Annotated in this window: 21 protein-coding genes and 3 pseudogenes; 11 read left to right on the top strand and 13 right to left on the bottom strand. The window is 72.1% G+C overall.

Annotation, left to right across the window (positions count from 1 at the left end; genetic code table 11):
- The first annotated feature begins 33 nt into the window (after positions 1 to 33).
- Positions 34 to 858 carry a hypothetical protein gene (locus OG776_RS06430; RefSeq protein ID WP_148011621.1) on the top strand — a complete coding sequence of 275 codons (825 nt, stop codon included), beginning with the start codon at positions 34 to 36 and terminating at the stop codon, positions 856 to 858.
- 106 nt (positions 859 to 964) lie between these two features.
- Here the strand turns inward: OG776_RS06430 and OG776_RS06435 are convergent, their stop codons facing one another.
- Both OG776_RS06435 and OG776_RS06440 read right to left on the bottom strand, forming a co-directional pair.
- Complete coding sequence (locus OG776_RS06435) at positions 965 to 1,546, bottom strand: GNAT family N-acetyltransferase (protein ID WP_329323667.1); 582 nt, start codon at positions 1,544 to 1,546, stop codon at positions 965 to 967.
- A gap of 248 nt (positions 1,547 to 1,794) precedes the next feature.
- Complete coding sequence (locus OG776_RS06440) at positions 1,795 to 2,502, bottom strand: TetR/AcrR family transcriptional regulator (RefSeq protein WP_329319460.1); 708 nt, start codon at positions 2,500 to 2,502, stop codon at positions 1,795 to 1,797.
- Between the two features lie 109 nt (positions 2,503 to 2,611).
- On the opposite strand from OG776_RS06440, the gene OG776_RS06445 reads away from it, so the two are divergent.
- Positions 2,612 to 3,169 (top strand): hypothetical protein, encoded by a 558-nt coding sequence (locus OG776_RS06445; RefSeq protein ID WP_329319462.1) that lies wholly within the window; start codon positions 2,612 to 2,614, stop codon positions 3,167 to 3,169.
- Positions 3,170 to 3,592: 423 nt separating this feature from the next.
- Here OG776_RS06445 and OG776_RS06450 read toward each other — a convergent pair whose 3' ends face one another.
- From OG776_RS06450 to OG776_RS06460, 3 genes and pseudogenes are all read right to left on the bottom strand, one after another.
- Positions 3,593 to 5,191, bottom strand: a complete 1,599-nt coding sequence (locus tag OG776_RS06450) for a succinic semialdehyde dehydrogenase (protein ID WP_329319464.1) — start codon at positions 5,189 to 5,191, stop codon at positions 3,593 to 3,595.
- A gap of 14 nt (positions 5,192 to 5,205) precedes the next feature.
- On the bottom strand, positions 5,206 to 6,126 hold the full coding sequence (locus OG776_RS06455; protein ID WP_329319466.1) for an acetoacetate decarboxylase family protein: 921 nt from the start codon (positions 6,124 to 6,126) through the stop codon (positions 5,206 to 5,208).
- Positions 6,127 to 6,297: 171 nt separating this feature from the next.
- Positions 6,298 to 6,651, bottom strand: a pseudogene (locus OG776_RS06460) (alpha/beta hydrolase fold domain-containing protein); the annotation flags it as partial.
- Positions 6,652 to 6,728: 77 nt separating this feature from the next.
- On the opposite strand from OG776_RS06460, the gene OG776_RS42395 reads away from it, so the two are divergent.
- Positions 6,729 to 6,869, top strand: a complete 141-nt coding sequence (locus tag OG776_RS42395; RefSeq protein ID WP_358751851.1) for a transposase — start codon at positions 6,729 to 6,731, stop codon at positions 6,867 to 6,869.
- Positions 6,870 to 6,956: 87 nt separating this feature from the next.
- Here the strand turns inward: OG776_RS42395 and OG776_RS06465 are convergent, their stop codons facing one another.
- Positions 6,957 to 8,240, bottom strand: a complete 1,284-nt coding sequence (locus tag OG776_RS06465; protein WP_329319468.1) for an NADH:flavin oxidoreductase/NADH oxidase family protein — start codon at positions 8,238 to 8,240, stop codon at positions 6,957 to 6,959.
- Positions 8,241 to 8,335: 95 nt separating this feature from the next.
- Between OG776_RS06465 and OG776_RS06470 the strand changes: the two genes are divergently transcribed.
- Positions 8,336 to 8,947, top strand: a complete 612-nt coding sequence (locus OG776_RS06470; RefSeq protein WP_329319470.1) for a TetR/AcrR family transcriptional regulator — start codon at positions 8,336 to 8,338, stop codon at positions 8,945 to 8,947.
- A 244-nt stretch (positions 8,948 to 9,191) separates the two neighbouring features.
- On the opposite strand, the gene OG776_RS06475 is transcribed toward OG776_RS06470, so the two are convergent.
- Positions 9,192 to 9,731 carry a hypothetical protein gene (locus tag OG776_RS06475; RefSeq protein ID WP_148011613.1) on the bottom strand — a complete coding sequence of 180 codons (540 nt, stop codon included), beginning with the start codon at positions 9,729 to 9,731 and terminating at the stop codon, positions 9,192 to 9,194.
- A 182-nt stretch (positions 9,732 to 9,913) separates the two neighbouring features.
- On the opposite strand from OG776_RS06475, the gene OG776_RS06480 reads away from it, so the two are divergent.
- Entirely contained in the window at positions 9,914 to 10,594 is a 681-nt protein-coding gene (locus tag OG776_RS06480; protein ID WP_148011612.1) for a TetR/AcrR family transcriptional regulator, read from the top strand.
- A gap of 366 nt (positions 10,595 to 10,960) precedes the next feature.
- On the top strand, positions 10,961 to 11,851 hold the full coding sequence (locus OG776_RS06485; protein ID WP_148011611.1) for an NAD(P)H-binding protein: 891 nt from the start codon (positions 10,961 to 10,963) through the stop codon (positions 11,849 to 11,851).
- 122 nt (positions 11,852 to 11,973) lie between these two features.
- On the opposite strand, the gene ypfJ is transcribed toward OG776_RS06485, so the two are convergent.
- From ypfJ to OG776_RS06500, 3 genes are all read right to left on the bottom strand, one after another.
- Positions 11,974 to 12,876 (bottom strand): KPN_02809 family neutral zinc metallopeptidase, encoded by a 903-nt coding sequence (ypfJ, locus tag OG776_RS06490; RefSeq protein ID WP_148011610.1) that lies wholly within the window; start codon positions 12,874 to 12,876, stop codon positions 11,974 to 11,976.
- 290 nt (positions 12,877 to 13,166) lie between these two features.
- Positions 13,167 to 13,763 carry an NADPH-dependent F420 reductase gene (locus tag OG776_RS06495; RefSeq protein WP_148011609.1) on the bottom strand — a complete coding sequence of 199 codons (597 nt, stop codon included), beginning with the start codon at positions 13,761 to 13,763 and terminating at the stop codon, positions 13,167 to 13,169.
- Positions 13,764 to 13,804: 41 nt separating this feature from the next.
- Positions 13,805 to 14,677, bottom strand: coding sequence for a 3'(2'),5'-bisphosphate nucleotidase CysQ (locus OG776_RS06500; protein ID WP_261994750.1), 873 nt, complete (start codon positions 14,675 to 14,677; stop codon positions 13,805 to 13,807).
- Between the two features lie 146 nt (positions 14,678 to 14,823).
- Here OG776_RS06500 and OG776_RS06505 point away from each other — a divergent pair, with 146 nt between their 5' ends.
- From OG776_RS06505 to OG776_RS06515, 3 genes are all read left to right on the top strand, one after another.
- Positions 14,824 to 15,723 carry a LysR family transcriptional regulator gene (locus tag OG776_RS06505; protein WP_148011608.1) on the top strand — a complete coding sequence of 300 codons (900 nt, stop codon included), beginning with the start codon at positions 14,824 to 14,826 and terminating at the stop codon, positions 15,721 to 15,723.
- 268 nt (positions 15,724 to 15,991) lie between these two features.
- Entirely contained in the window at positions 15,992 to 16,504 is a 513-nt protein-coding gene (locus tag OG776_RS06510) for an AfsR/SARP family transcriptional regulator (protein WP_187285800.1), read from the top strand.
- Positions 16,505 to 16,637: 133 nt separating this feature from the next.
- Positions 16,638 to 17,429: a COG4705 family protein gene (locus OG776_RS06515; RefSeq protein WP_148011606.1), complete on the top strand. Its 792-nt coding sequence runs from the start codon at positions 16,638 to 16,640 to the stop codon at positions 17,427 to 17,429.
- Positions 17,430 to 17,710: 281 nt separating this feature from the next.
- Here the strand turns inward: OG776_RS06515 and OG776_RS06520 are convergent.
- Both OG776_RS06520 and OG776_RS06525 read right to left on the bottom strand, forming a co-directional pair.
- Positions 17,711 to 18,577 (bottom strand): annotated as a pseudogene (locus OG776_RS06520) (polysaccharide deacetylase family protein).
- Positions 18,578 to 18,620: 43 nt separating this feature from the next.
- Positions 18,621 to 18,731, bottom strand: a pseudogene (locus OG776_RS06525) (DNA-binding response regulator); the annotation flags it as partial.
- Positions 18,732 to 19,257: 526 nt separating this feature from the next.
- Between OG776_RS06525 and OG776_RS06530 the strand changes: the two are divergent.
- On the top strand, positions 19,258 to 19,917 hold the full coding sequence (locus OG776_RS06530; RefSeq protein ID WP_148011684.1) for a response regulator transcription factor: 660 nt from the start codon (positions 19,258 to 19,260) through the stop codon (positions 19,915 to 19,917).
- The gene (locus OG776_RS06535) at positions 19,914 to 21,284 is read left to right on the top strand and encodes a sensor histidine kinase (protein WP_148011605.1); all 1,371 of its coding nucleotides are present in this window, start codon (positions 19,914 to 19,916) and stop codon (positions 21,282 to 21,284) included. Before OG776_RS06530 ends, OG776_RS06535 begins: the two co-directional genes overlap by 4 nt.
- On the opposite strand, the gene OG776_RS06540 is transcribed toward OG776_RS06535, so the two are convergent.
- Positions 21,265 to 22,173: a COG4705 family protein gene (locus tag OG776_RS06540; RefSeq protein ID WP_148011604.1), complete on the bottom strand. Its 909-nt coding sequence runs from the start codon at positions 22,171 to 22,173 to the stop codon at positions 21,265 to 21,267. The genes OG776_RS06535 and OG776_RS06540 overlap by 20 nt on opposite strands.
- Positions 22,174 to 22,235 lie beyond the last annotated feature (62 nt).

Genomic DNA, 22,235 nt, shown 5'->3' on the forward strand with positions numbered 1-22,235 from the left:
CGCGAGTCCGGGCCGGGCCGGTACCTTGCCGCCATGTGCATCTCAGCGGGCGAGGCCGCGTTCTCCGGCACGATCGTGTACTGCGGGCGGCACCACCACCCCGACCACGGACTCCTTCACGTCCTGGGCTATCAGAACACCGCCGCCAACCTGGCGGACGGCCCGAACGCCATGCTCCTGCACCTGCCCACCCGGCAGCTCACCCCACGCCATTTCCTCTCCGCCGGCCGCGCCGGGGACGTTCTGCAGCGCATGGTCGACACCGTCGAATCCGCCGCTGTCGCCGAGGAGGGAATCGCGTGGATGAGCGCGGCACCCCGGTCCGTCCAGGTCTTCGACCACGACGTGTACACGGTGATCCTGGCGGACGACCCCACGGCGGTGCCGGCCGCGCTGCTGCGGGTGCCACCGCAGCGACGTCCCGCTCTCGACCCGGAGCTCCTCCGCTTCTACGCCGACCACTTCCCCGACCACACCGTCGCCGTGTGCTGCTTCGACAACGCCGACGCGCGACGGGCCAAGCCCCTGCTGCTCTGGTACACCCCCCTCGACCCCGACCGGCTGACCGTGCCCGCGCTGGACGGTCACACCGGCGGGGCGCCGGACCTCGACTCCCCCGTGCCCGTGGACCACTGGGTCCTGTTCTCCACCGACCAGGCCCCCTCGGGCTGGGGCGCGCCCGTCGACCACCCCAAGGACATGCGCCATAACCTGCGCTCCTTCCTCCCCGCCGCCGTCGTGGGCCGGCATTTCGCCCCAGGCCGGGCGCTGCCCAACGGAGACTTCAGCATCAGCCACCACGACCTGCTCACCGGCGACCTCGACCGCGTCGAACGACTCCAGCCGACCCGCCGCTGACGACCCGCCGGCCGCCGACCGGCACGCACCCGCGGGCGTCGCTCACGACTCCCCACGAGGCGAGCGCCCCGCCCGGCGCGGCGTCCGGGAGCCGCCGCGGCGGCCGTCAGTGCCCCGCGCCGCGCGCGATGCGGTACAACACGCTTGGCCGCAAAGGCCCTTCGGGCGCGGTGGGATCCTCGAAGTCTTCGGCCGGATCCCTGGTCATACCGATGCGGCGCATCACCGCCTGCGAGCGGCGATCGGCGGCCGTCGTCACGGCGAGGTCCTCGCTCAGTGCGAGACCCCCGAAGCCGTGGGCCAGGACGGTCCGGGCGGCCTCGTAGGCGTAGCCGTGGCCCCAGGCCCGGCGGGCGAGCCGCCATCCGATCTCCACCCCCGTGAACGGCATGTCCTCCTCGACCTGGTCCAGGCCGGCGAAGCCGATGAACTCGCCCGTGGCCCACACCTCCAGCGCCCACCAGCCGTAGCCGCGCCGGTCGAACTCCTCCCCGAACGACGCCACGGAGGCATCGCTCTGTTCTCGGGTCAGCAGGTCTCCCAAGTGCTCGCGCACCTCGGGATCGGCGTTCATCTCCGCCCAGGGCGCGAGGTCGGAGTCACGCCATCGGCGCAGGAGGAGCCGGTCGGTACGCAGGTCCGACCTGCCGCCCAGCCAACGTGAGTCAGGGCTGCGCGGCAACGGCATTTGTCGGTCGCCGGCCAGGGTGACAAGTGCCGGAGCCACGGCCCGCACACCTCGACGGCGGTCAGACGTCGTGAGTCGCGTCGACCGTGACGTCCGGGCCGTCGGTGCAGTCGGTGCGGGCCGCGTGTCGGTGCCGTCGGCGGCGGTCGTGGCGGGCGTCCGGGTCAGCTCCTCGAGGGCGCGGTGACGGGCGGGCGACGCGGGAGCCCGTTCCGCGCCCGACGGGGCCGGTCATGCCCCCTACGCGGTCACGCGCCGGGCGGCGAGCACTCGATGCCGGGGACCTCCGTGGCCGTCGTGGCCGTCGCCGCCGACGAGGACGTCCGGCCGGACGTGGAGGCCGTGGGCTCGTCTCGCCCACGGGCGGTGTGGATCCTCAGCAGCCCTTCGATGCCGCGCAGCAGGGTCTCGCCGGCCAGGACGGGGTCGCCGAGGTAGCCGGCGCTCATCGCGCCGTCGCGGAGCATGACGAAGTGCCGCCCGGCGTGATCGGCCTGCGCGGCCGTGATCTCGGCGAACAGTCCGGTGACCGTCCGAAGGAACCACTCGCGGTGTTGCACGACGGCACGGTGAACCGGGTGTCCGGGATCGGGGAACTCCGCTGCCGCGTTGAGGAAGGCGCATCCGCGGTAGCCGGGCGAGCGGATCTGCTCGACCAGGGACGTGCCGATGCCCCGCAGGATGCCGTCGGTCGGCACGTCCGCGGCCATCAGGGCGCCGATCTGGGTGCGCACCGCGTGGTCGACGCCTTCGATGTAGGCGACGGCAAGGTCTTCCTTGCTGCGGAAGTGACGGTAGAAGGTGGCGTTGGTGATCTTCGATTCGGCGACCAGACGGTCGACGCCCACCGTGTGGATGCCTTCCGCGTAGAAGAGCTGCCCGGCGGTCCTCAGGAGCCGCTCCCGGGCTTCCGAGACTCTCCTGCCGGTGCCTGTACCGTCCGCCGTCCGTGTCATACCTCCATGATAGCGGGTAGAACGCTCTCTCTTGTTTTCGGGGAGGGGATGTGCCAGGCTCCAAACAAGAGAGATCGTTCTCTCTATTCGCACTCACCTGGAGAACCCCATGGCGTCCGCCGCACCCGCTCAGCACGTCGACACCGCGCCCGCCCTGCGCCGGCTGTATGTCACCCGCTTCTTCTTCGCCGCCGCCTGGGCGGCGCTCCTGCTGGTGTCCGGCTCCGACCTCACCACCGCGACAAGGGTGCTGCTGTTCCTCTATCCCGCCTTCGACGTGGTCGCGGCCGTCGTCGACTTCCGGTCGGCGGGCGCCGCCGGGCCGGCCAAGGGCCTGTACGCCAACATGGCCATCAGCGCGCTCGCCGCCGTCGGCGTCGCGGTCGCCGGCGCCTCGGGCGTCGCCGACGTGCTGCGCGTCTGGGGCGCCTGGGCTATCGTCTCCGGCCTGGTCCAGCTCCTCGTGGGCGTCGCTCGACGGCCGATGGGCGGCCAATGGGCCATGATCGCCAGCGGTGGCATCTCGGTGCTGGCCGGTGCCTCCTTCATCCGGGGCGCCTCACAGGACGCCCCCTCACTGACCACCCTCGCCGGATACGCCACCCTCGGCGGGATCTTCTTCCTCGTCTCGGCGCTCCGTCTGCCCCGTTCGACGCGCAGGGGCTGACCGGTGGCGACCGAGGATCGCGGCAACCGGGCACGATGGGCGACTCGGGTCATGTCCGGCGGGGTCCGGCTCGGCGACGGGCCGGTGCCGGGGTTGGCGTTCGGCGCCCTGAGGGTGGTCGGGGGATCGCGCCGAGCCACCGGTGTCGGGACTGCCGGCCGCCGCACCCGGGCCGTCACGTCGTACGTCCCGGGAGGCCGGACCGCGGTCGTGCGCTTCGCGGAGCCGCCGATGAGCCGTCGGGAAAACGGCGGACCACACCGAGGTGACCGTTCCATCGACATGCCGAGCGGCGTTCCGGTCGCCGTGCCGGTCGGAGCGCCGGTCGGCCTCGCGGGGCCGGGATCTCCGGCCCCCGGAGCCGCCGGTCCCGGGGAAGGCGCGGCCCACGGTTCGCGGGCGGATGCCGGCCCGTCCGGCATGTCAGCGCACACCGGCCGCCTTCATCATCTTCAACGCGCGGGTCAGCAGAGCCGCACAAGTCCCGTGCGAGACGCGGGCGGGCGGGGTGAAGCCCAGAACGCGCTGGTGGGCGACGGTCTGTGGCTCGGTGTACTTGAGGATTCCGTCGGCGCCGTGGCGGCGGCCCAGTCCGGAGTCGCCCACGCCTCCCATGGGCGCGTCGACGCTCCCCCACGCGGCGGCGAACGCCTCGTTGACGTTGACGGTGCCGGCATGGACACGGGCGGCAACGGCCCGCCCGCGGCTGCCGTTGCCGGTCCAGACGGCCGCGTTGAGGCCGTACGGCGTGGCGTTGGCCCGCGCGACCGCTTCGTCGACGGTGCGGAAGGAGTGCACGGAGACGACGGGGCCGAAGGTTTCGTGGTCGTGGAGCGTCATGTCGGGTGTGACGTGGGTGAGGATGGTCGGCTCGTAGAAGAGCGGGCCGAGATCGGGCCGTCCTCGGCCGCCGGCCAGCACGGTCGCGCCCTTGGCCACGGCGTCGTCGACGTGACTGGTGACGGTCTCCAGCTGGGAGGGGTTGGTGAGGCTGCCGACGTCGACGCTGTAGTCGTAGGCGGCGCCGATCCTGAGCCGCTTCGTGCGGGCGACGAACGCGGCGACGAACCGGTCGTGGATGGACTCGGCGACGTAGAGGCGCTCGATGGAGACACACAGTTGTCCGGCCGAGGGAAAGCACGCGGCCACGGCGCCGTCGGCGGCTTTGCCGATGTCAGCGTCGTCGAGGACGATCATGGCGTTCTTGCCACCGAGTTCCAGGGACGCGCCGATGAGGCGATGTCCGGCGTCCCGGGCGATCCGGCGGCCGCTTGCGGTGGAGCCGGTGAACATCATGTAGTCGGCGTTCTCCATCAGGGCGCCGCCGAGGGAACTGCCCCGGCCCACCACCATCTGCCACACATCGGCAGGCAGGCCGGCCTCGTGCATCAGGTCGAGCGCCCACAGTGCGGTGAGGGCGGTCTGGGTGTCAGGCTTCTGCACGACGGCATTGCCCGCCAGAAGCGCGGGGATGGCGTCGCCCGCAGCCATGCTCAGCGGGTAGTTCCACGGCGAGATCACCGTGACGACTCCCTTGGGATGACGGAGTTCGGTGGTGTGGGTCAGTACCGGGATCGCACCGCGCCGTCGTTTGGGCTTCAGGTACGTGCCGGCGTTGCGCGCGTAGTAGCGGGAGGTGATCGCGATGTCGGTCACCTCCAGGAACGCGTCGCGACGCGTCTTGCCGCTCTCGGCCTGCATCAGGTCCAGCGCCTCGTCCTGGCGGGCGAGCACGAGATCGTGGAACCGGAGCAGGATCTTCTTGCGCTGACGCAGCGGAAGGGCGGCCCAGAGCTTCTGGGCGGGCCGGGCGCGCGCGAAGGCGTCCTCGACATCGCCGGGTGACGAGACCGGCAGGTCGGCCAGGGGCAAGCCCGTGCAGGGGGCGGTGGTCGTGGTGCGGGCCGCGTCGGGGGCGGCGGCCACTCGCCGCGCGAGGTGCTCGATGCGGCCCGGGGAGAGCGAGGGGGGCAGACCCGGCCCGCGGCCGTACGTGGGGCGGATCGTGTGTTCGGTGACCATGACCAGTTCCCTCGCTACTTGTTCCGGGCCGGGACGGAGCTGGGCACCGGCATGTGCAGCGCGAGCTGACCCTGTGTCATGACGTCGAGCTGGAGGGGGCGTGTCGGCCTGAGCGAGCGCAGGTCGTCCGCCATGCGGCCTTCGCCGACCTGGAGCCGGAGGTCGCGCGGAAGACGCGTCGTACCGGCCGACAGCACGTTGGTCTGACTCAGCGTCGAATGCCACGCGCCGTCCATGGAGGTGTAGGAGGTGAGCGAACCGACGCGCTCGCCGCTTCGAAAGGCGGTCTGCCCGGGCGTGACCGCGTGGAGGGAGAGGTCGGTCCCGCCCGCGTCGTTGGCGACCCGCGCCTCGGTCCGCCGGGGGTCGATGTCGACGTCGAGACCGGCGACCCACTTGGGGAAGCCGTAGCCGTCGTGGCCGCGCACCTGGGCGATCTCGGTGCTCACCGGGAGGGACAGCACATAGGAGTCGAGGTGCTCGTTCTTCAGGCCTGCGACCAGGTCGAAGAAGCCGAGCCCGCCGTGCCGGGCCGGCTTGACGGCGATACCGACGGCGGCCTCGGTGTAGAAGTCGATGTCACACACGTCGTAGCGGAAGAACATCACCGACACGAGACCGAGGCCGGGGACGATCTCCAGCGGCGCCAGTTCCCCGGGCAGGCGGGAACGGATGGCGCGGGAGGGGGCGAGCATGGTGAGCCGCGCGGTCGAGACGGGGTAGTAGAAGTTCGGCGTCAGGGTGGTGCCGATCGGTGAATCGACCTTGACCTTGGGGAGCCTGCGGAAGAAGTCCACATCGCTGACGCGGGGGTCCCGGGCGACGTCGTCCAGGTCGGTGTCCATCCGGTACCGGTCGTACAGGCCGCCCTTGGGGACGGTGACGGTGCGGCCGCCCACGTCGACCGTGACCGTGTCCTGCGTGGGTGTGGGCATGGCGTGTTTCCTCATCTCGATGTTTACGGCGTATACATGACCCTAACCCTCGATGTATGCACCGTCAACACTCCACCCGGACGCCTCGTGCGACGTGTACCGCGCACACCGCGAAGGTCCGGGCCCGCGGGCGCAACTGCGCCTCGGGGCCCGGACCTTGAGTGGCTGGACTCAGCCGTGCCAGGACGTCACCCAGTCGTGCAGCGCTGTCCTGAGCGCGTCGACGGCCGGTTTGCGGGCGACGTTCGCGGCGCGGGTGTCGCGCAGGCTGTCCAGGAGCAGGAAGTCGTGGACCAGGCCGGCCACCCGGACCGAGGTGACGTCCATACCGGCCTCACGCAGCCTGTTCGCGTCCTTCTCACCCTCGTCACGCGGCACGTCGGCCTCGTCGGTGATCACCGGCGTCGTGGGCAACCCCCGCAACTGCTCCAGGGAGGCCCGCAGCGGGGAGGCGCACACCTCCACACGCCGCGCGTCGTCGCTGGTGCAGGCGTCCCAGAACCACTTCATCCCGTCGCGGGTCAGCTAGGGTCCGTCTTCAAAGATCATCGGGTGATCGATCACAGTGGCGAGATACGCCGTCCTGAACTTACTGATCAGGAGTGGGAGTTACTCGCTCCACTGATACCGAGGGCCGCGACAGGTCGTCCGCGGTGGAGGACCGTCAGGTTGTCAACGGGATGGTTGACAAGATCCGGACCGGGATCTCCTGGCGAGACCTGCCAGAACGCTACGGACCATGACAGACGGTCTGCACCCGCTATCCGCGGCCGGTCGTCGGACGCTGAAGGGCCTGGAGACGGACGTTGCTCGGCCTGTAAAGACGCCGTTCAGGGCGTAGCGGCGGAACTTCTCGTGGTCGCCCCGCCGGGCGGCGTCGTGCGCGGCCCGGTCAGCCAGAGTCGGTAGCGGCGCAGGGCGCGTCGCTGCCTGCGCCGCTCGGCGAGCAGGGCCAGGGCGGGATGGGTGCTGGGCGTGGGCCTGCTGCCGCGGGCGATCCGGCGCATCTGGTGGCGGACCTGGGCCATGCTCGCGGCGGAGGCGAGGGCCTTGTCCGACCACGTCACCGGCCGCAGCCCGCGGTCGGCTTCCCGGCCGCGGCGCCAGCGGTCGGGAAGGTCGGGGGTGACGGCGAGCGCGGTCCCCATCCCGACGATCGCCACACCGCCGGCGAGGACCGTCTCGGCCGTCTCGCGGCGGGTGATACCGCCGGTGAGCATCAGCGGCAGCGGGCTGGTGCGCACGAGGTCCTTGGCCAGGTCGAGGAAGTAGGCCTCGCGGGCCTGCGTGCGGGAGTCGGCGGCACGGCCGGACATCGCCGGGCTCTCATAGCTGCCGCCGGACAGTTCGACCAGGTCGACGCCGAGCGGTTCGAGCATGCCGATCACCTGGCGGGCGTCGTCGGCGTCGAATCCGCCGCGCTGGAAGTCCGCGGAATTCAGCTTGACCGCGACCGCGAAGGAAGGCGACACGGCGTCCCGCACCGCGCGGACGACGTCCAGAAGCATCCGCGCCCGGTTCTCCAGCGGTCCGCCCCACCGGTCGGTGCGCTTGTTGACCAGGGGGGACAGGAACTGCGACAGCAGGTATCCGTGTGCGGCATGGATCTCCACGCCGTCGAAGCCCGCCGTCTCGGCCCGGTGCGCGGTGATCGCGTAGCGGGTCACGGTGGCCTTGATCTGCTCCGCGGTCATCGCGGTGGGACGGCCGAAGCGACGGCTGTGCCTGCCCAGGTCGACACCCACGTCCGAAGGCCCCCACACGACCCCCGGCATGTCCGACCCGACTTGCCGGCCGGGGTGGTTGATCTGCATCCAGACCGCCCCGCCACCGCTCTTCCCGGCCCTGGCCCACTCACTGAACGGTTTCAGTGGCGCGGCCTCATCCAGCACGACGCCCGCGGGACCGGTCAGCGCCTCGGCGTGGACCATGACGTTTCCGGTGATCAGCAGGCCCGCTCCCCCGGCGGCCCACCGCCGGTACAACGTCAGCAGCTCCTCGTCGGGAAGCTGGCCGTCACCGGCCATGTTCTCCTCCATCGCCGCCTTCGCGATCCGGTTGCGCAGGACCTGCCCCGAGCGCAGGGGCAGCGGCGTGAACAGCTCGCCGGACATCCGAGTCACCTTCTTCCCTCTCCATCCCATACAATGTGTGCACCGTTCACATTAGACGAGAATGTAAGCGGCGTAAACATGAGGGAGTGTGAGCTGTGCCGCAAGCGACCGCGTACCACCACGGAGATCTCCGGGCCGCCTGCCTGCGCGCCGCGCGGGAACTGCTGGAGGAGGACGGCAGCGCCGGCCTGTCACTGAGAGCGGTGGCCCGCCGGGCCGGAGTGTCGGCGACCGCCCCTTACCGCCACTTCGCCGACCGCGACGCCCTGGTCTCGGCGGTCGCCGCCGAGGGATACCGCGAACTCGCGACGGACCTGGCCGCGGCCCACCCCCACCCCTCGACGCCCGGCGAACTGGCCGCCGTCGCCGTCGCCTACGTGCGGTTCGCGCTCGACCATCCCGCGCTGTTCCGGGCGATGTTCGCCGAGCCCTGCGACCCGGCCAGCGAGGAACGCGTCGCCGCGACCGCGGTCATCTCGGAGTACGTCCGGAGCATCGTCCGCTCCACGTTCCCGGACTCGGACGCGGGCGCCCTGGCGACCGCGGTGTGGGCCCTCGTCCATGGCCTGGCCTTCCTGCACCTGGACGGCAAGCTCGACGCCTCCACCCTCGAGATCGTCGGCGATCAGGTCCGCGCCGCCGTGAGCGCGCTCTTCACCGCCGCCCACCCGACGGGCGCGGCCTTCGCCTCGCCCCGGCAGCCGTAGGGCGCCCTCGGCGAACCGGGACCCGCCACCGGGCCGCAAGATTCGCGGGGAGACATCCCGGCCCGCTGACGAGGAACGGGGGCCGCGTCGCCCTGGAGCGTGGCGAGCGGTCGTTCGGCGGGGATCCGGGCCGGGTGGGAAAACGCCGGCCTGATCCTGCGTCTCGGCGTCGCCACCTGAAGGGGCCGTTGTCGCCGCGGTCGTTCGGCGTGACCGTGGCCCACCGTCAGGCCGTACGGTCGCGTCAGGCCGTGCGGTCGAGGGCCGGGGCGGGGCGCGTCGTCGCCGGCGTCGGTTCCCCGGCGACCAGTCGGCTCCGTACGAATATGGTGGCGAGCCGCGTGACGACCTCGGTGAGCGCCATCAGGACGAACGCCGCGACCCATGCCTGGCTCGTGGTGATCTGGTGGGCGACGCTGAACCGGGCCACGTCGTCCGACCCCCCGTGCTGGACCCAGAGCTGGAAGCCCATCCGCGCGCCCATGCCGACCACCCACAGGATCGCCGAGACCGCACCCGCCTTGATCAGCAGGTGCCCGCTCGCGACCCGGATGCGGGTGTAGACGCCGCCCGCGACGCCGAGCACCGCGCCCACGCCCGCCAGTGTGCCGATCAGCACCAGGTCGTTGCCCGCCGTGGGCACGCTGTCCAGGTACGTGTGGGCCACGAAGGCCACGATCCCCAGCGGGATCAGGAATGACTTGAGGTCCAGTCGGCCTTCCCGCAGCTGCCGGAAGACGACGAGGACGAGGGCGATGTCGGTGATCCAGTCGGTCGTTGTCATGCCCTCAAGACTGCTGACTCCCGGCCTCCCACGCCTGGACCCGTGGGTGGAACCAGGGGTGGAGATCGACACCCGCCGGCCCTCCACCCTGCGCGTCCGCGGCTCGCCCCGTGGCGCCCCTCCGCCTCCTCATCAGGAGGGACGCCTTGACAGCGCCCAGGCGGGGGCCCAACCTAGAAACCATGGAAACCAACCCGGTTTTGGAAGTTTCCGACAAGGACCGTCAGCGTACCGACGTGATCGTGGAAGCGGCGGGACGGCTGTTCTTCGCGTCGGGTTTCGCACGGGTGAGCATGGACGAACTCGCCCGCGAACTCGGGATGAGCAAGAAGACGATCTACCGTCATTTCCCGGACAAGCGCAGTCTCTTGACCGCGGTACTGGACCGGCAGTTCGCGGCGGTGGAACGCACGCTGATGGCGGCCGAGGAGGCCGAGGGGCAGCCGTTCGAAGTGCGAGTCGAGCGGCTGCTGATCGCGGCGGGCGGCGAACTCGGCCGCATCGGCGCGGCTCAGCTCGCGACGGGACGAGGCGACGCGATGCTCCGCCAGTACGTGGAGCAGCGTATGGACGCGGTGGTCTACCGGCGGCTCGACGAACTGTTCCGCGAGGGGCACCGGCGGGGTGTGCTGCCGGCACCGCCAGAGCTGCTGAGTGAGATCACCCGCGGCGCGCTGGAGCGTCTCGTCACCTCGCAGCTGCCGCGCGAGCTCGACTGGAGCGCGGCCGATCTGCTGCGCGCGACCGTGGACACCGTTCTCTACGGGGCGATCCGTCCGGCGCGAGAAGACGGCGTCCACGCGGACGGACGTCGGGCGGTCGTCCCGGTGGCCCGCGACGACGCGCACGACGTCGGTCCGTAGATCGGGCAGGAACGGAGGCCGATCGCGGACCCGTCGCGGCCGCCGCGCGGAGGTGCGTGAGAAGCCGCAGGAAGCCTGCCCCTGGCCCGGGACAACCACGGCGGCCCACCACCCGCACCCGCATCCCAGCGGTCCGGGTCCGACCGGCCGGCGCTTTCGGCGCGGCACCTCGCTCCCACGACTCGCCGCGCCGCCGGACCGCCACACCGAGGCGGTGATCCGGCTCCTGAGCGGACCGCACCGACGGACCGCGGGGCATGCGTGGGACACGCCGGAGGACGGCGACCGGACCCGTTCACGTCGTCTCCGGAAGGGACGGCGAACAGGGATGCCGCGACAGAGCGCGGCCTGGCTGGAGGGAAAACCATGGCTGACCGGCGTGACGCCCCTGTGGCGGTCACCGGAGTGACCGGAGCACTGGGCAGCCGGGTCGCGGCCCGGCTCGCCGACCGTGGCGTCCCCCAACTCCTCGTCGGGCGCAGCCCCGACCGCATGCCCGAACTTCCGGGCGCCGAGCGACGGGGTCCGGCCGCGTACGGCGACGCGTCCGCCATGCGCGAGGCGCTGGAGGGCGCGTCGACCCTGGTCCTGGTGTCCGGACACCGCACGGGGCGGCGTCTGGAGGAACACGCCTCGGTGGTCGAGGCCGCCATCACGGTCGGCGTGACCCGGGTCCTGTACGTGTCCCTCGTCGGCGCGTCGCCCGTCGCCACGTACACCAATGCCCGCGACCAGTGGCTGACCGAACAGTTCCTGGCGGGAGCCGGGATCCGCCACACGGTGCTCCGGGCGGGCTTCTACACGGCGACACCGGCCGCGCTCGCGGACGAGGAACTCGTCGTGAGCGGCCCCGCGAGCACCGGCCGGGCGGCCTTCGTCACCCACGAGGACATCGCCGACGTGATCACGGAAGTCGTCCTCGACCAGGCTCCCGCCGCCGAACACGACGGAGCCACCCTCGACATCACCGGGCCCGAGGCCGTCACCCTCGAGGAGGCGGTCACGCGCATCGCCGCGGCCACCGGCCGGCCCTACCGCTACGAGCCCGAGAGTCTGGAGGAAGCCTTCGCACGGCGATGGAGACAGGGCATGAGCGGGGAACAGATCGAGACCTGGATCTCGTGGTACCAGGCGATCGAGAAGGGGGAGATCTCCGCGGTCACCGACGTCGTCCCCCGGCTCACCGGTTCACCGGCGACCCCGATCTCCGACGCGCCCTGGTGGCCCGCACCGAACACGGCGCGCGGCAGCCGCTGATCCCGGGGCGGGCACGCGACCGACCTGTCGACGACCGCCCGGTCCCCCGCGCGCCGGGGCCGGAGCGGGGCGGTGGTCTTCGCCGGCGTGCGCGCAGGGTCGAGAAGCAGGGCGTACGGTCCTCAGCCGAACGTGTCGCACCGGTCGACGCCGCCCGAGCCGTAGCCGGTGGAGAACCACTGGCGGCGCTGGCTCGCGGAGCCATGGGTCCAGGTGTCGGGCGTGACCCTGCCCTGGTACCGCTGCTGGATACGGTCGTCGCCGACGGCCGCGGCCGCGTCCAGCCCGCGGTCGATGTCGTCCCGGGTCAACTTGGTGATCAGTGGCTTTCCGCTGCCGGGGTCAGGTGTGGTCGTGGCGTGGTGGGCCCACACCCCCGCATAGCAGTCCGCCTGGAGTTCCAGTTTCACCGAGCCGCTGTTCCGGCCCTGGCCGCTGCCACGGGAAAGGGTGCCGCTGAGGTCCTGTATGTGGTGCCCGTATTCGTGCGCGATGACGTAGGCCTCGGCGAAGGGGCCGCCCCGGGCACCGAACTTGCTGCTCAGGTCGTCGAAGAAGCCGAGGTCGAGATAGACCTTGTCATCGGCGGAGCAGTAGAAGGGACCGACGTCGGAAGTGGCGTTGCCGCAGCCTGTGTTCACGCTGCCGGTGAACAGGAACGTCGGGGCCTGCTCGTACGAGGTGCCGGCTGCTGTCTCCGTCTGCTTCCAGAACTCCTGGACGCTGTCGACCACGGCGACGATCCGGCATTCCTCCTTGCGGTTGGCGTCCGCCCCGGTGCGGCAGTCGGCCTCCAGGTCGGCGGCGGACCTTCCCGTTCCGGTACCGGTGCCCGGCGAGGAATCAGTCCCGTCCGAGCCGAACAGGCCCGGGTCCACGCCGAAGAGCAGCGAGGCGACCAGCACCAGGAGCCCGACCACTCCCCCGCCGACGGTCTTCCCGCCGCCGGGTATGCCGCCCAGCGTTCCGCCCCGGTTGTCCTGCACCTCGGACGTGTCCAGGGCGGCGTCGTCGTCGAATTCCATCCGCTGACTCTCCCTCAAGCAGCGCGTCGGCCCGCCCCGCGTCGTGACGCTCGCTTACCCCCGTCGAGTGGTTTCACCTCCGCCGCGTCGCGACGGGTCACTCTGGCCGGCGGAGGGTGAGCGCACGCGGCACGTACGTACGCACTGCTTCGCAGCCGGGTCTCCACGTCGTCGGCGCCTCGCTCCGTACGGAGCCGGGCGGTGCCGTTCCTCAGCGGTCGTGGTGCAGTTGCCTCACTCCAACTCCCACCTCGCGAGCGCGTTGGAAGGGGATGACTTCCCCGGCCGGATCAGCGGGCGATCGAGATCGCGAAGGGGGTGAATCCGCTGGACCTGATCACGTGCGGTACGAACAGGATCGCGGCCTCCGTGGCGCGAGCCGTCCGGATCCCGCCGAGATCAGTGATCCACTCCGTGCGCCAGCCGAGGTCGCCGAGCAGTTCGCGGACGGTCTGCTTGGCCTCGGCGTCGTCGCCGGAGAGGAACACGTCGGGCGCCTGGGTGAGCATGGCCGGTGCGGTCATCACCGGGAAGAGCATGGTGTTGAGCGTCTTGACGACGCGCGTGCCGGGCAGCGCTTCCTGGAGTTGCTCGGCGAGGCTCGAGCCGGGGTGGATCAGCTCGGCGGGCAGCCCGTCCGGTCCGTCGACGGTGGCGTTGGAGACGTCGACGAGGATCTTGTCGCGCAGTTCCTCGCGCAGGGCGACGAGCCGGTCCAGTGAGCCGGCGCCCGGGGTGGCGTTGACGACCACCCGGGCCGTCCGGGCGGCGTCGGCGGCGGCACCCGGCGTGCGGTCCGCCACCGTCACCTCATGTCCCGCCCGGGTGAGGGCCGTGGCCAGGTTGCCGCCGACGCGGCCGTTTCCGAGAACTGCGATCGTGGTCATGGTGATCAGGTCCTTCCGTGGGCGCGGGTCGGGGTGCGCGGTCAGCGCGAGAGGGTGGCGACGGCGTCGGCGTGGACGCCGGGTGCGGCGGCCAGGAAGCTCTCGCTCTCCGGGGTCCAGGGGCGGCCCTCGGCGTCCGAGATCCGTCCGCCCGCCTCGGTGACGAGCAGGGCCCCGGGCAGCAGGTCGGCGCGGGCGCCGGCGAACTGCCAGAAGGCGTCGATCCGTCCTGCGGCGACGTTCAGCAGGTGCAGGGTCGCCGGGACCGCGGTGCGGACGACGAGCGCGTCGAAGAGCATCGCGGTGATCGAGGAGCCGACGCGCCGCACGACCTTCTCGTCCTCGTCGGGCCGGGCCTGGCTGGTGGCCACGATGCCCAGGCCGAGATCCATGGTCCCGGAGACGCTCAACGGGCGGCCGTCGAGGTGGGCGCCCCCACCGGCGAGCGCCGTGTAGGTCTCGCCGGTCAGCGGCAGGTGGACCACGGTGAGCACCGGCCGGTTCTCGCGCACGAGAGTGGCGGTCACCGCCCACTCCGGCAGGGCGTGCAGGTGGTTCACGTTGCCTTCGGCCGGATCCACGACCCACCATTCGCCGGGCGGCAGCGCGCCGCCGTCCAGCTCGTCCTCCACCCAGCCGGCGTCCGGACGCAGCCGTGCGAGACGGGGACGCAGGATGTCGAGGGCCGTGTCGTCGTTGGCCGCGAGCGCGCGCATCAGCTCCTCGCGCGTCCGGTAGCGGACCACCTCGCCGAAGCGCTCCCGCAGCGCCGAACCCGCGGCGCGTACGGCGCTCGCGGTCCCGTCGAGCAGGTCGGCGTCGGATGCGGCGGGGGTGACCGCGCCGGAAGCGGCTGCCGCGAAGGCGTCCGCGGCGGGTGTGGCTGGGGCTGGGGTCTGAAACGGTTCGGACATGGCGGTGCTCCCGAGTGAGGAGGGGGATGAGGCCGGTCGGGCCGAGCCGCGCGTTCCGTCGTGCGCCGTGCTCTGCTCTGGTCTCGAAGCTATACAGCCCCTCAATTAACTTCAAATGCATGTCAGGCACGCCTAGGATTACTCCCATGCAATTGGATTTGAATCTGCTCTCCGCGCTCGACGCGCTGCTGGAGGAGGGCAGTGTGGCCGGTGCCGCCGCACGCCTGCATGTCACCGCCCCCGCGATGAGCCGGAGTCTGGGCCGGATCCGGCGTACGACGGGGGACCAGATCCTGGTGCGCACCGGACACACGATGACCCCGACGCCGTACGCCATCGCCGTCCGCGGCCAGGTGCACGAGCTGCTGCACCAGGTCCAGGCGGTGCTGGCGCCGAGCCGTGAACTCGACCTGGCGACGTTGGAGCGCACCTTCACCCTCCGCTGGCACGATTCCCTGGTCGCGCTGAGCGGTCCCGCTCTCCTCGCGGCCGTGCGTGAGCAGGCGCCGGGCGTACGGTTGCGCTTCCTCGCCGAATCGAGCACCGACACAGCCGAGTTGCGGCGCGGCGAGGTCGACCTGGAGGCGAACGCCAACCGTCCGAGCGCGCCGGACATCCGCGCCGAGAACGTGGGCGACACCCGGCTCGTCGTCGTCGTGCGGCAGGGGCACCCGCTCACCCGTGTCCGGACCGTCGACGCGAAGCGGTACGCCGCCGCCGAGCACGTCACCGTCTCGCGACGCGGCAACCTCGGCAACGCCGTCGACGAGGCCCTCGCGCGGCTCGGTCTCACCCGCCGGGTGGTGGCGAGCGCGCCCACGGAGGCAGCCGCGCTGGAGTTCGCGCGCGGCTCCGATCTCGTCGTCAGCGTCCCCGAGGCCACCACACGGTCCTCGGTCGCCGAACTCGGCCTGACCCTGCTCCCTCTCCCCGTCGAACTCCCTTCGGCGCCCGTGTACTTGTCGTGGCATCAGCGCTACGACACCGACACCGCCCACACCTGGCTGCGCGGGCTGGCGCGAACGGCGCTGAGCGTCACCCCGTGAACTCCCGCCGTACGGTCAGGTTGGCGGCCCCCTGGGTCGGCGGTGACCGAGGCGCCGGGGGTCACCACGGCCTCGGCACCACGATGTCCGCGGCCGGGGCTCAGGGCAGCGGCCCTCTCACGGTCGGGCCGTACCGGGACGCGCCGCAGGCGGTCTCCGCCTTGCGCGGTCACCCCTCCCGCCTGAGGCAGGCCCTCACCGGCACCCGTAAGGCTGCCATCGCACGACAGCCGGCGGATACGCCCTGACCACCGCCGACACCGTATCCGTGGACCTGCACGGGTTCCGCCGCCTCCTGACGCGGGCCCGTGCCACCGACGACGACATCCAGGCCGCCGCCCTGTTCGAGCAGACGCCGCGGCTGTGGCGCGCGGGACCCATCGCCACCCTCGACACCCCCTGGTCAAAAGCCCTGCGCGACACCCTCGTCCAGGAACGGCATGCGGCAAGTCTGGGCCTGGTCGATCTGCGATTACGTCTGGGGCGGCACGCCACTCTCCCGGCGGAACCGTCGGCCCGCGCGGAGGCCCACCCCCTGGACGAGCGTCTGGCGGGCCAGTTGATGCTCGCCCTGCACCGCTGCGGCCGTTCCGCCGAACCCCTCGACCACTACCACCGCACCCGCGGCCGACCGGCCCGGGAGCCGGGCGTCGAGCCCGGCAAGGCGCTGCGGGACATCCAGAGCGCCGTCGTCACGGTCGTCACCCCGGGAAGGACGGCCGCGACCGCCGTTCGCGATGGTGCCGGAGGACCCCTGATACCACCGGTCGCACGCCGCTGACCAGCGCATCCGCCCCCGCGTTCAGGTTGTGTTCAGGCTCGGGGAGTCCTTGGACAACTCCTCCACCGGAAGCGCCAAAACTCTGGCAAAGGGGTCTGGGACACCTGCCGGGTGCCGTGTCATCGTCCCTGCCATGACGACTGATCACCTCACACACGACCGGCCCGCGGGCCACATCCGTGACGCGGCGAGCAAGGTGCCGGAGGTGACCGTCTATTTCTGGATCATCAAGGTGCTGACGACCGGCATGGGAGAGACGGCCTCGGACTTCCTGGCCCATCTGCTCGGCCCCGTCCCGTCCGTCGGCCTCGGCGGTGTCGCCCTGGTGGCGGCCCTGGCGGTGCAGTTCACGGTCAGGCGGTACATGGCCTGGATCTACTGGACGGCGATCGTCATGGTCAGCGTGTTCGGCACGATGGCCGCCGATGTCCTGCACGTGGGTCTCGGAGTGCCGTACGCGCTCTCGACACCGTTCTTCATGGCCGCGCTGGCCGCCGTCTTCCTCCTCTGGTACCGCCGCGAAGGCACGCTGTCCATCCACAGCATCCACACGCGGCGCCGGGAGGCCTTCTACTGGGCGGCCGTGCTCGCCACGTTCGCGCTGGGCACCGCCGCGGGGGATCTGACCGCCACGATCGGCCTCGGATACCTGGGGTCCGCCGTCGTGTACGGCTTCGCCATCGCCGTTCCCGCGATCGCTCACCGCTGGGGCGGCCTGAACGCGGTGGGAGCCTTCTGGGCCGCCTACGTCATCACCCGGCCGCTCGGCGCCTCCGTCGCCGACTGGATGGCGGTCGGCCGGGACCGGGGCGGGCTCGCCCTCGGCCTGGGACCGGTCACGCTGTCCTGGACGGTGACCATTCTCGGCTTCGTCGGCTATCTGGCCGTCTCCCGCAAGGACATCCAGCACGACGGCCTGGCGTGATCCGGCGGCGCCGGGCGGATCCGCCGTCACCGGACCGGCGGGCCGGCGGACACACCGGCCACGAAGCAGGGCCCGGACGCGAGCTCCTGATGGGTCGTCATCCGCGGACGAAGTGGGCGCGGGTGGCGGCGGCAGCCGGGGACCACTCCGGCCCGCTCGCCGCCGGGACCGGCGCATCGGCCGGGCTCGAAGAGCTGCCGCGTCCGGCCGACCGACGAGTTCGCGGAGCAGTCGGGTTCGGAGCGCCGTCCGGTGGACGCGGGCGGTGGTCCCGCGAGGTGTCAGGCCCGCCGGGGCCAGTCGTGGTCACACAACCGGCCTACCTCGTAGCCTCGTTGCCCGCACGTGTCGAGGATGCGGGGCAGAGCGCCCAAGGCCGAGCGCCAGGCACCCGGAGCGGAGGTGCGGTCGGAGTCGTGGAGCAGGACCGTGCCGCCTCCGTCCAGGCCGGAGGTCACGGTGCGGTGCACGGACTCTGGTGTGGCGCGGGCGGTCCCGGCCTCGCCCCAGCAGGTCCACAGCACGGGCGTGAGACCGAGGCGGCGGGCGGCGACATGGGCGGCGGTGGACATCACGCCGTACGGGGGCCGGAAGAGCGCGGGCCGGCGCCCGGTGATGTCGGCGACGGTGTCACCGGCGCGGGCGAAGTCCTCGTACGTGGCGCGGGGGCCGCGGAGCAGCAACGGCCGGTGCAGCCGGCCGTGCACGCCGATCTCGTGTCCTGCCGCCGCGATCTAGCGGACCAGACCGGGCGAGCGGTGTGCCTCGCCACCCAACAGGAGGAAGGTCGCCCGGACTTGGCGCTCGGCCAGGAGGCGCAGGAAGTGCGGGGTGGACAGCGGGTCGGGTCCGTCGTCGAAGGTGAGGGCGATGTGGTCCCGGCGGCCCCGGCCCGAGAGGCGGGGCACGGCGCGGTTGCGCAGCGGGCCGAAGGTGGAGACGACGGGTGCGGCGTGAGCGGCCGCAAGGGCGGGCACGGCGGCGAGGGCGGGCACGGCGGCGAGGGCGGCGGTCACGAGTGGTGGCCTTCCTGGGCGGGCGTGGGGTCGGGGTGGTCGTCGTCCAGGTCGAGGCTGTGACCGACGGCCTGGATCACGTCCGGGCCGTCGTGGGCGGCGGCGATCCCGGTGCCGACGGCGCAGGCCCACAGTCCGCGGGCCTCACGGCTGCGGCCCGCGCCCTCCTCGGGTGCGGGCCGCAGCCGGGAACCCGGCGGCGCAGATGAGCACGGAGGCGGGCGAGGAGCACGGTCAACGAGAAGGGTTTGACCAGGGGGTCGTCGGCGCCGGCCTCAAGGCCCGCCCCCTGAGGCGGCCGAGCGATCACCGGTGACGCGCGTCGGCAAGTGCCGGAGCGCACTCGGTCAGGAAGGTTTCCGGCCCCCGTATCGTCTACAGTGCAGTAGACGGTCTACGTGTGTGCGATCGGCCGTCACCGTGTCGTGCACGCGGCTCAGCCGGTCCGCAGAGAGGGTTTCCGACCGCATGGCCCCATCGATCCCTACGGCCGCCTCGACGCACCCGGCCTCCTCCCCCGCCCTCCGCGGGTCCGCGGCTCCCGTGCGGCGGGCGGACGTCCTCGGCGTTCCGTGCGTCCGCGCCGCGGCTCCGCCCGCTCGGCCGGGACGCGCGCCGGCGAACCCGGCCCCCGCCTTCCCGGAAGCGCTCCGGAGCCCGGACGCCGTCCCGGGCCGGCCGACCGCCACCGGCCGGGCTCCGTGGGTGCCCGTCGTCGGCCGGGGCCCGCGGGTGCCCGCGCGCGTCGGCGCGGTCGCGGCCCGGATCGTCGATCGCGGACACGACACCCCGCCCGGTCCAGGGAGGACCCCATCCGTTCCAAGATCCTGATCGTCGAGGACGACCACGTGCTGCGGGACGCGCTGCGCCGCGGGCTGTCCGACGACTTCGAGCCCGTGCTCGCCACCGACGGTGCCATGGCGCTGCGGCTGGCCACCCCGGCCGTCTCGGCCGCCGTCCTGGACATCGGGCTGCCGGACGCCGACGGCCGGGACGTGTGCCAGGCGATGCGGGCCAACGGCTTCCCGGGTCCGGTGATCTTCCTGACCGCCCGCCATCAACTCTCCGACCGGCTGTCCGGGTTCTCCGCCGGCGGGGACGACTATCTTCCCAAGCCCTTCCATCTCGCCGAACTCGCCGCCCGCCTGAGAGCCGCCCTGAAGAGGGCCGCGCCACGGTCCGCGACCTCCCGTGGAGACCTGGTCCTGGATGCGGTGGGCCACACCGTGACGGTCCTCGGCACCCCGGTCGCCCTGTCGCCGACGGAGTTCCGCATCCTGGCCACGCTGGTGGCGGCGGACGGCGCACTCGTACGACGCATCGACCTGGTCCGGGCCGGCTGGCCCGACGGCGCACAGGTCAGCGACAACACCCTGGACCAGTACCTGACCCGGCTGCGCCGCAAGCTCCGCGAGGCGGGCAGCGGCCTGAGCCTCGGCACGGTCCGCGGGATCGGACACCGTCTGTCATGACCGGCCCCCTGCGCCGTCTGGTCCCGCGCACGCTGCGCGGACGGCTCTCGCTGGTGGCGCTGACCACCGCCGCGCTGCTGATGACGGTCCTGACCGTCGCGTTCAACGTGGTGACGGACCGGCATCTGCAGCACCAGGCGGACAGCGAACTGCGCAGCCGGGCGGCGGCGGTCGCCACCACGGTCGACACCAGCGGCTCCCGGGTGCGCGTCCGGGAGGCCTCCGACGACCAGCTCCTCGACACGAATGTGTGGATCTACGCAGGTGGACGGCGGCTGGAGAAGCCGCCCTCCGCCGCGGCCGGCGACGCGACGACCCGGGCCGCCGACCGGCTGGCGGCACACCACGAGAACGCGTGCACCACCACCGTCCAGAAGCACCAGCCGGTCCTGCTGTGCTCCCTGGCCGTCCCCGGCCGCCGCAGCGCCGGAGTCGTCGCCGCTCTGGCCCTCGGTCCGTACCGGAGTTCCGCCGACGCCCTGCTGGTGGGGTCCCTGGTGCTGGACGCCGTCATGCTCGGGTGCACCTACGTCCTCACCCGGCTGGCCGTCGGCCGGGCCCTGCGTCCCGTACGGACCATGACCGACCAGGCCACCCAGTGGAGCGCCGTCGGCTCCGACGACCGTTTCGGCGCCGAGGACCACCCGGCCGAACTGGCGCGCCTGGGCGCCTCGCTGGACGCCCTCCTGGACCGCATACGCACGGTGCTGCGGCACGAGCAGCAGCTGACCGGCGAGCTGTCCCACGAACTGCGCACCCCGCTCACCCGGATCGTCATCGAGCTCGACTGGCTTCGGGCCCGGTCCCGTTCGGCCCACGAGACGCGCGCGTCCCACACGGTGGTGGCCGACGCGGCGCAGTCCATGCGCACGATCTGCGACACCCTCCTCGACGAGGCACGCGAGGGCACCCTGAACCCGGCGACCGTCCCCGGCACCACCGACGTCCTGCCCGTCCTCAGACGCCTGCTCCGGCACATGGAGTCGCCGGAGCACACCACGACCGTGCTGGAGAACGGCACGCCGGAGCTGCGGGCCGGGGTCGCGCCCGCCCTCCTCGAACGCATCCTCAGTCCCCTGCTCGCCAACGCCGCCCGCTACGCGCGGTCCGAGGTGACCGTGTCCGCCCGGCGCATGTCCGGCGCGGTGGGCATCGACGTCGTCGACGACGGTCCCGGCGTACCGGCCGGATTCGTCGGCGAGTTGTTCCGTCCCGGGCGGCGCGCCGACGGTGCCGACGGGCACGACGGCGCCGGCCTGGGACTTCCGCTCGCACGCCGGCTGGCGCGTGCGGTCGGCGGTGACGTCGTCCACGACCCCGGGCACGCGCCCGGCGCCAGGTTCACGGTCACCCTGCCTGCCGGCTGACCCGCTCCCGCTCCTGGCCGGCGGCCGGTCGCGCGGGAACGGTCCTGCGCTCCCGCACCTGGGCCCAGGCCATCAGGGCGAAGAGGAGGGCGAGGAGGACCGCGGACGACCCCCCGGTACCGAGGTCGAGACCGCCCTTGGCCGCCGGCTTGGTGAGGAAGTCTCCCGCGGTCGCGCCGAGGGGGCGGGTGAGCACGAAGGCGATCCAGAACAGCAGCACGTTCGAGACGGCGGGCGCCTTCATCAGCGCGAGAAGCAGCAGGAGCAGCCCGGTCACGAGCAGCGCGCCCCCCGCGTAACCGAGACCTGAGCTGTCCGACAGGAAGTCCCCCATGGACGTCCCGAGCGTGTTGGACACCAGGATCGCGGACCAGAACAGCGCCTCGGCGCGGAAGCTGACGATCTCACGGATCTGGAACGTCAGTCCGCTCACCTTCCAGACGAGGAAGATCGCCAGGAGGATCGAGATCAGGATCGCGGCTCCGGCCGGGTAGCCCAGGCCGAGGCCCTGGGGTCCCCAGCCGAGGGACGTGGCGCCGCCCGAGAGGTACTTCGCGCTGGCGTCGCGGTTCATGAAGTCGGACATCGTCGTGCCGGCCATGCTGGTCGACAGGATCACGGTCCAGTAGAAGAACGGGTTGTAGCGGTGGGACCGCAGCTGGACGACCAGCGTCGCCACGAAGATCGCGAACAGTGCGACGGTGGTGAGGAAGTAGCCGAGTCCCAGGGTCTGCGCGAACAGGTCGCCCGCCGTCTCCCCCAGGGTCGTCGCCGCGATCTTCATGATCCAGAAGGCCAGGGTGACCTCGGGCAGCTTTCTCGCCACCGTCATGACCGTCGTCGACGCGCCCGGCACTTCGGCGTCGGTGAGAATCTCCGGTTTCTCCATCGTGGTGCTCCTGTCGGGCCGAACGGCAGAGCGCCCGCCCCGATGCGCGGCGGGCGCTCTGC

It is taken from the genome of Streptomyces sp. NBC_01689 (genome assembly GCF_036250675.1).
Taxonomy (GTDB): Bacteria; Actinomycetota; Actinomycetes; order Streptomycetales; family Streptomycetaceae; genus Streptomyces.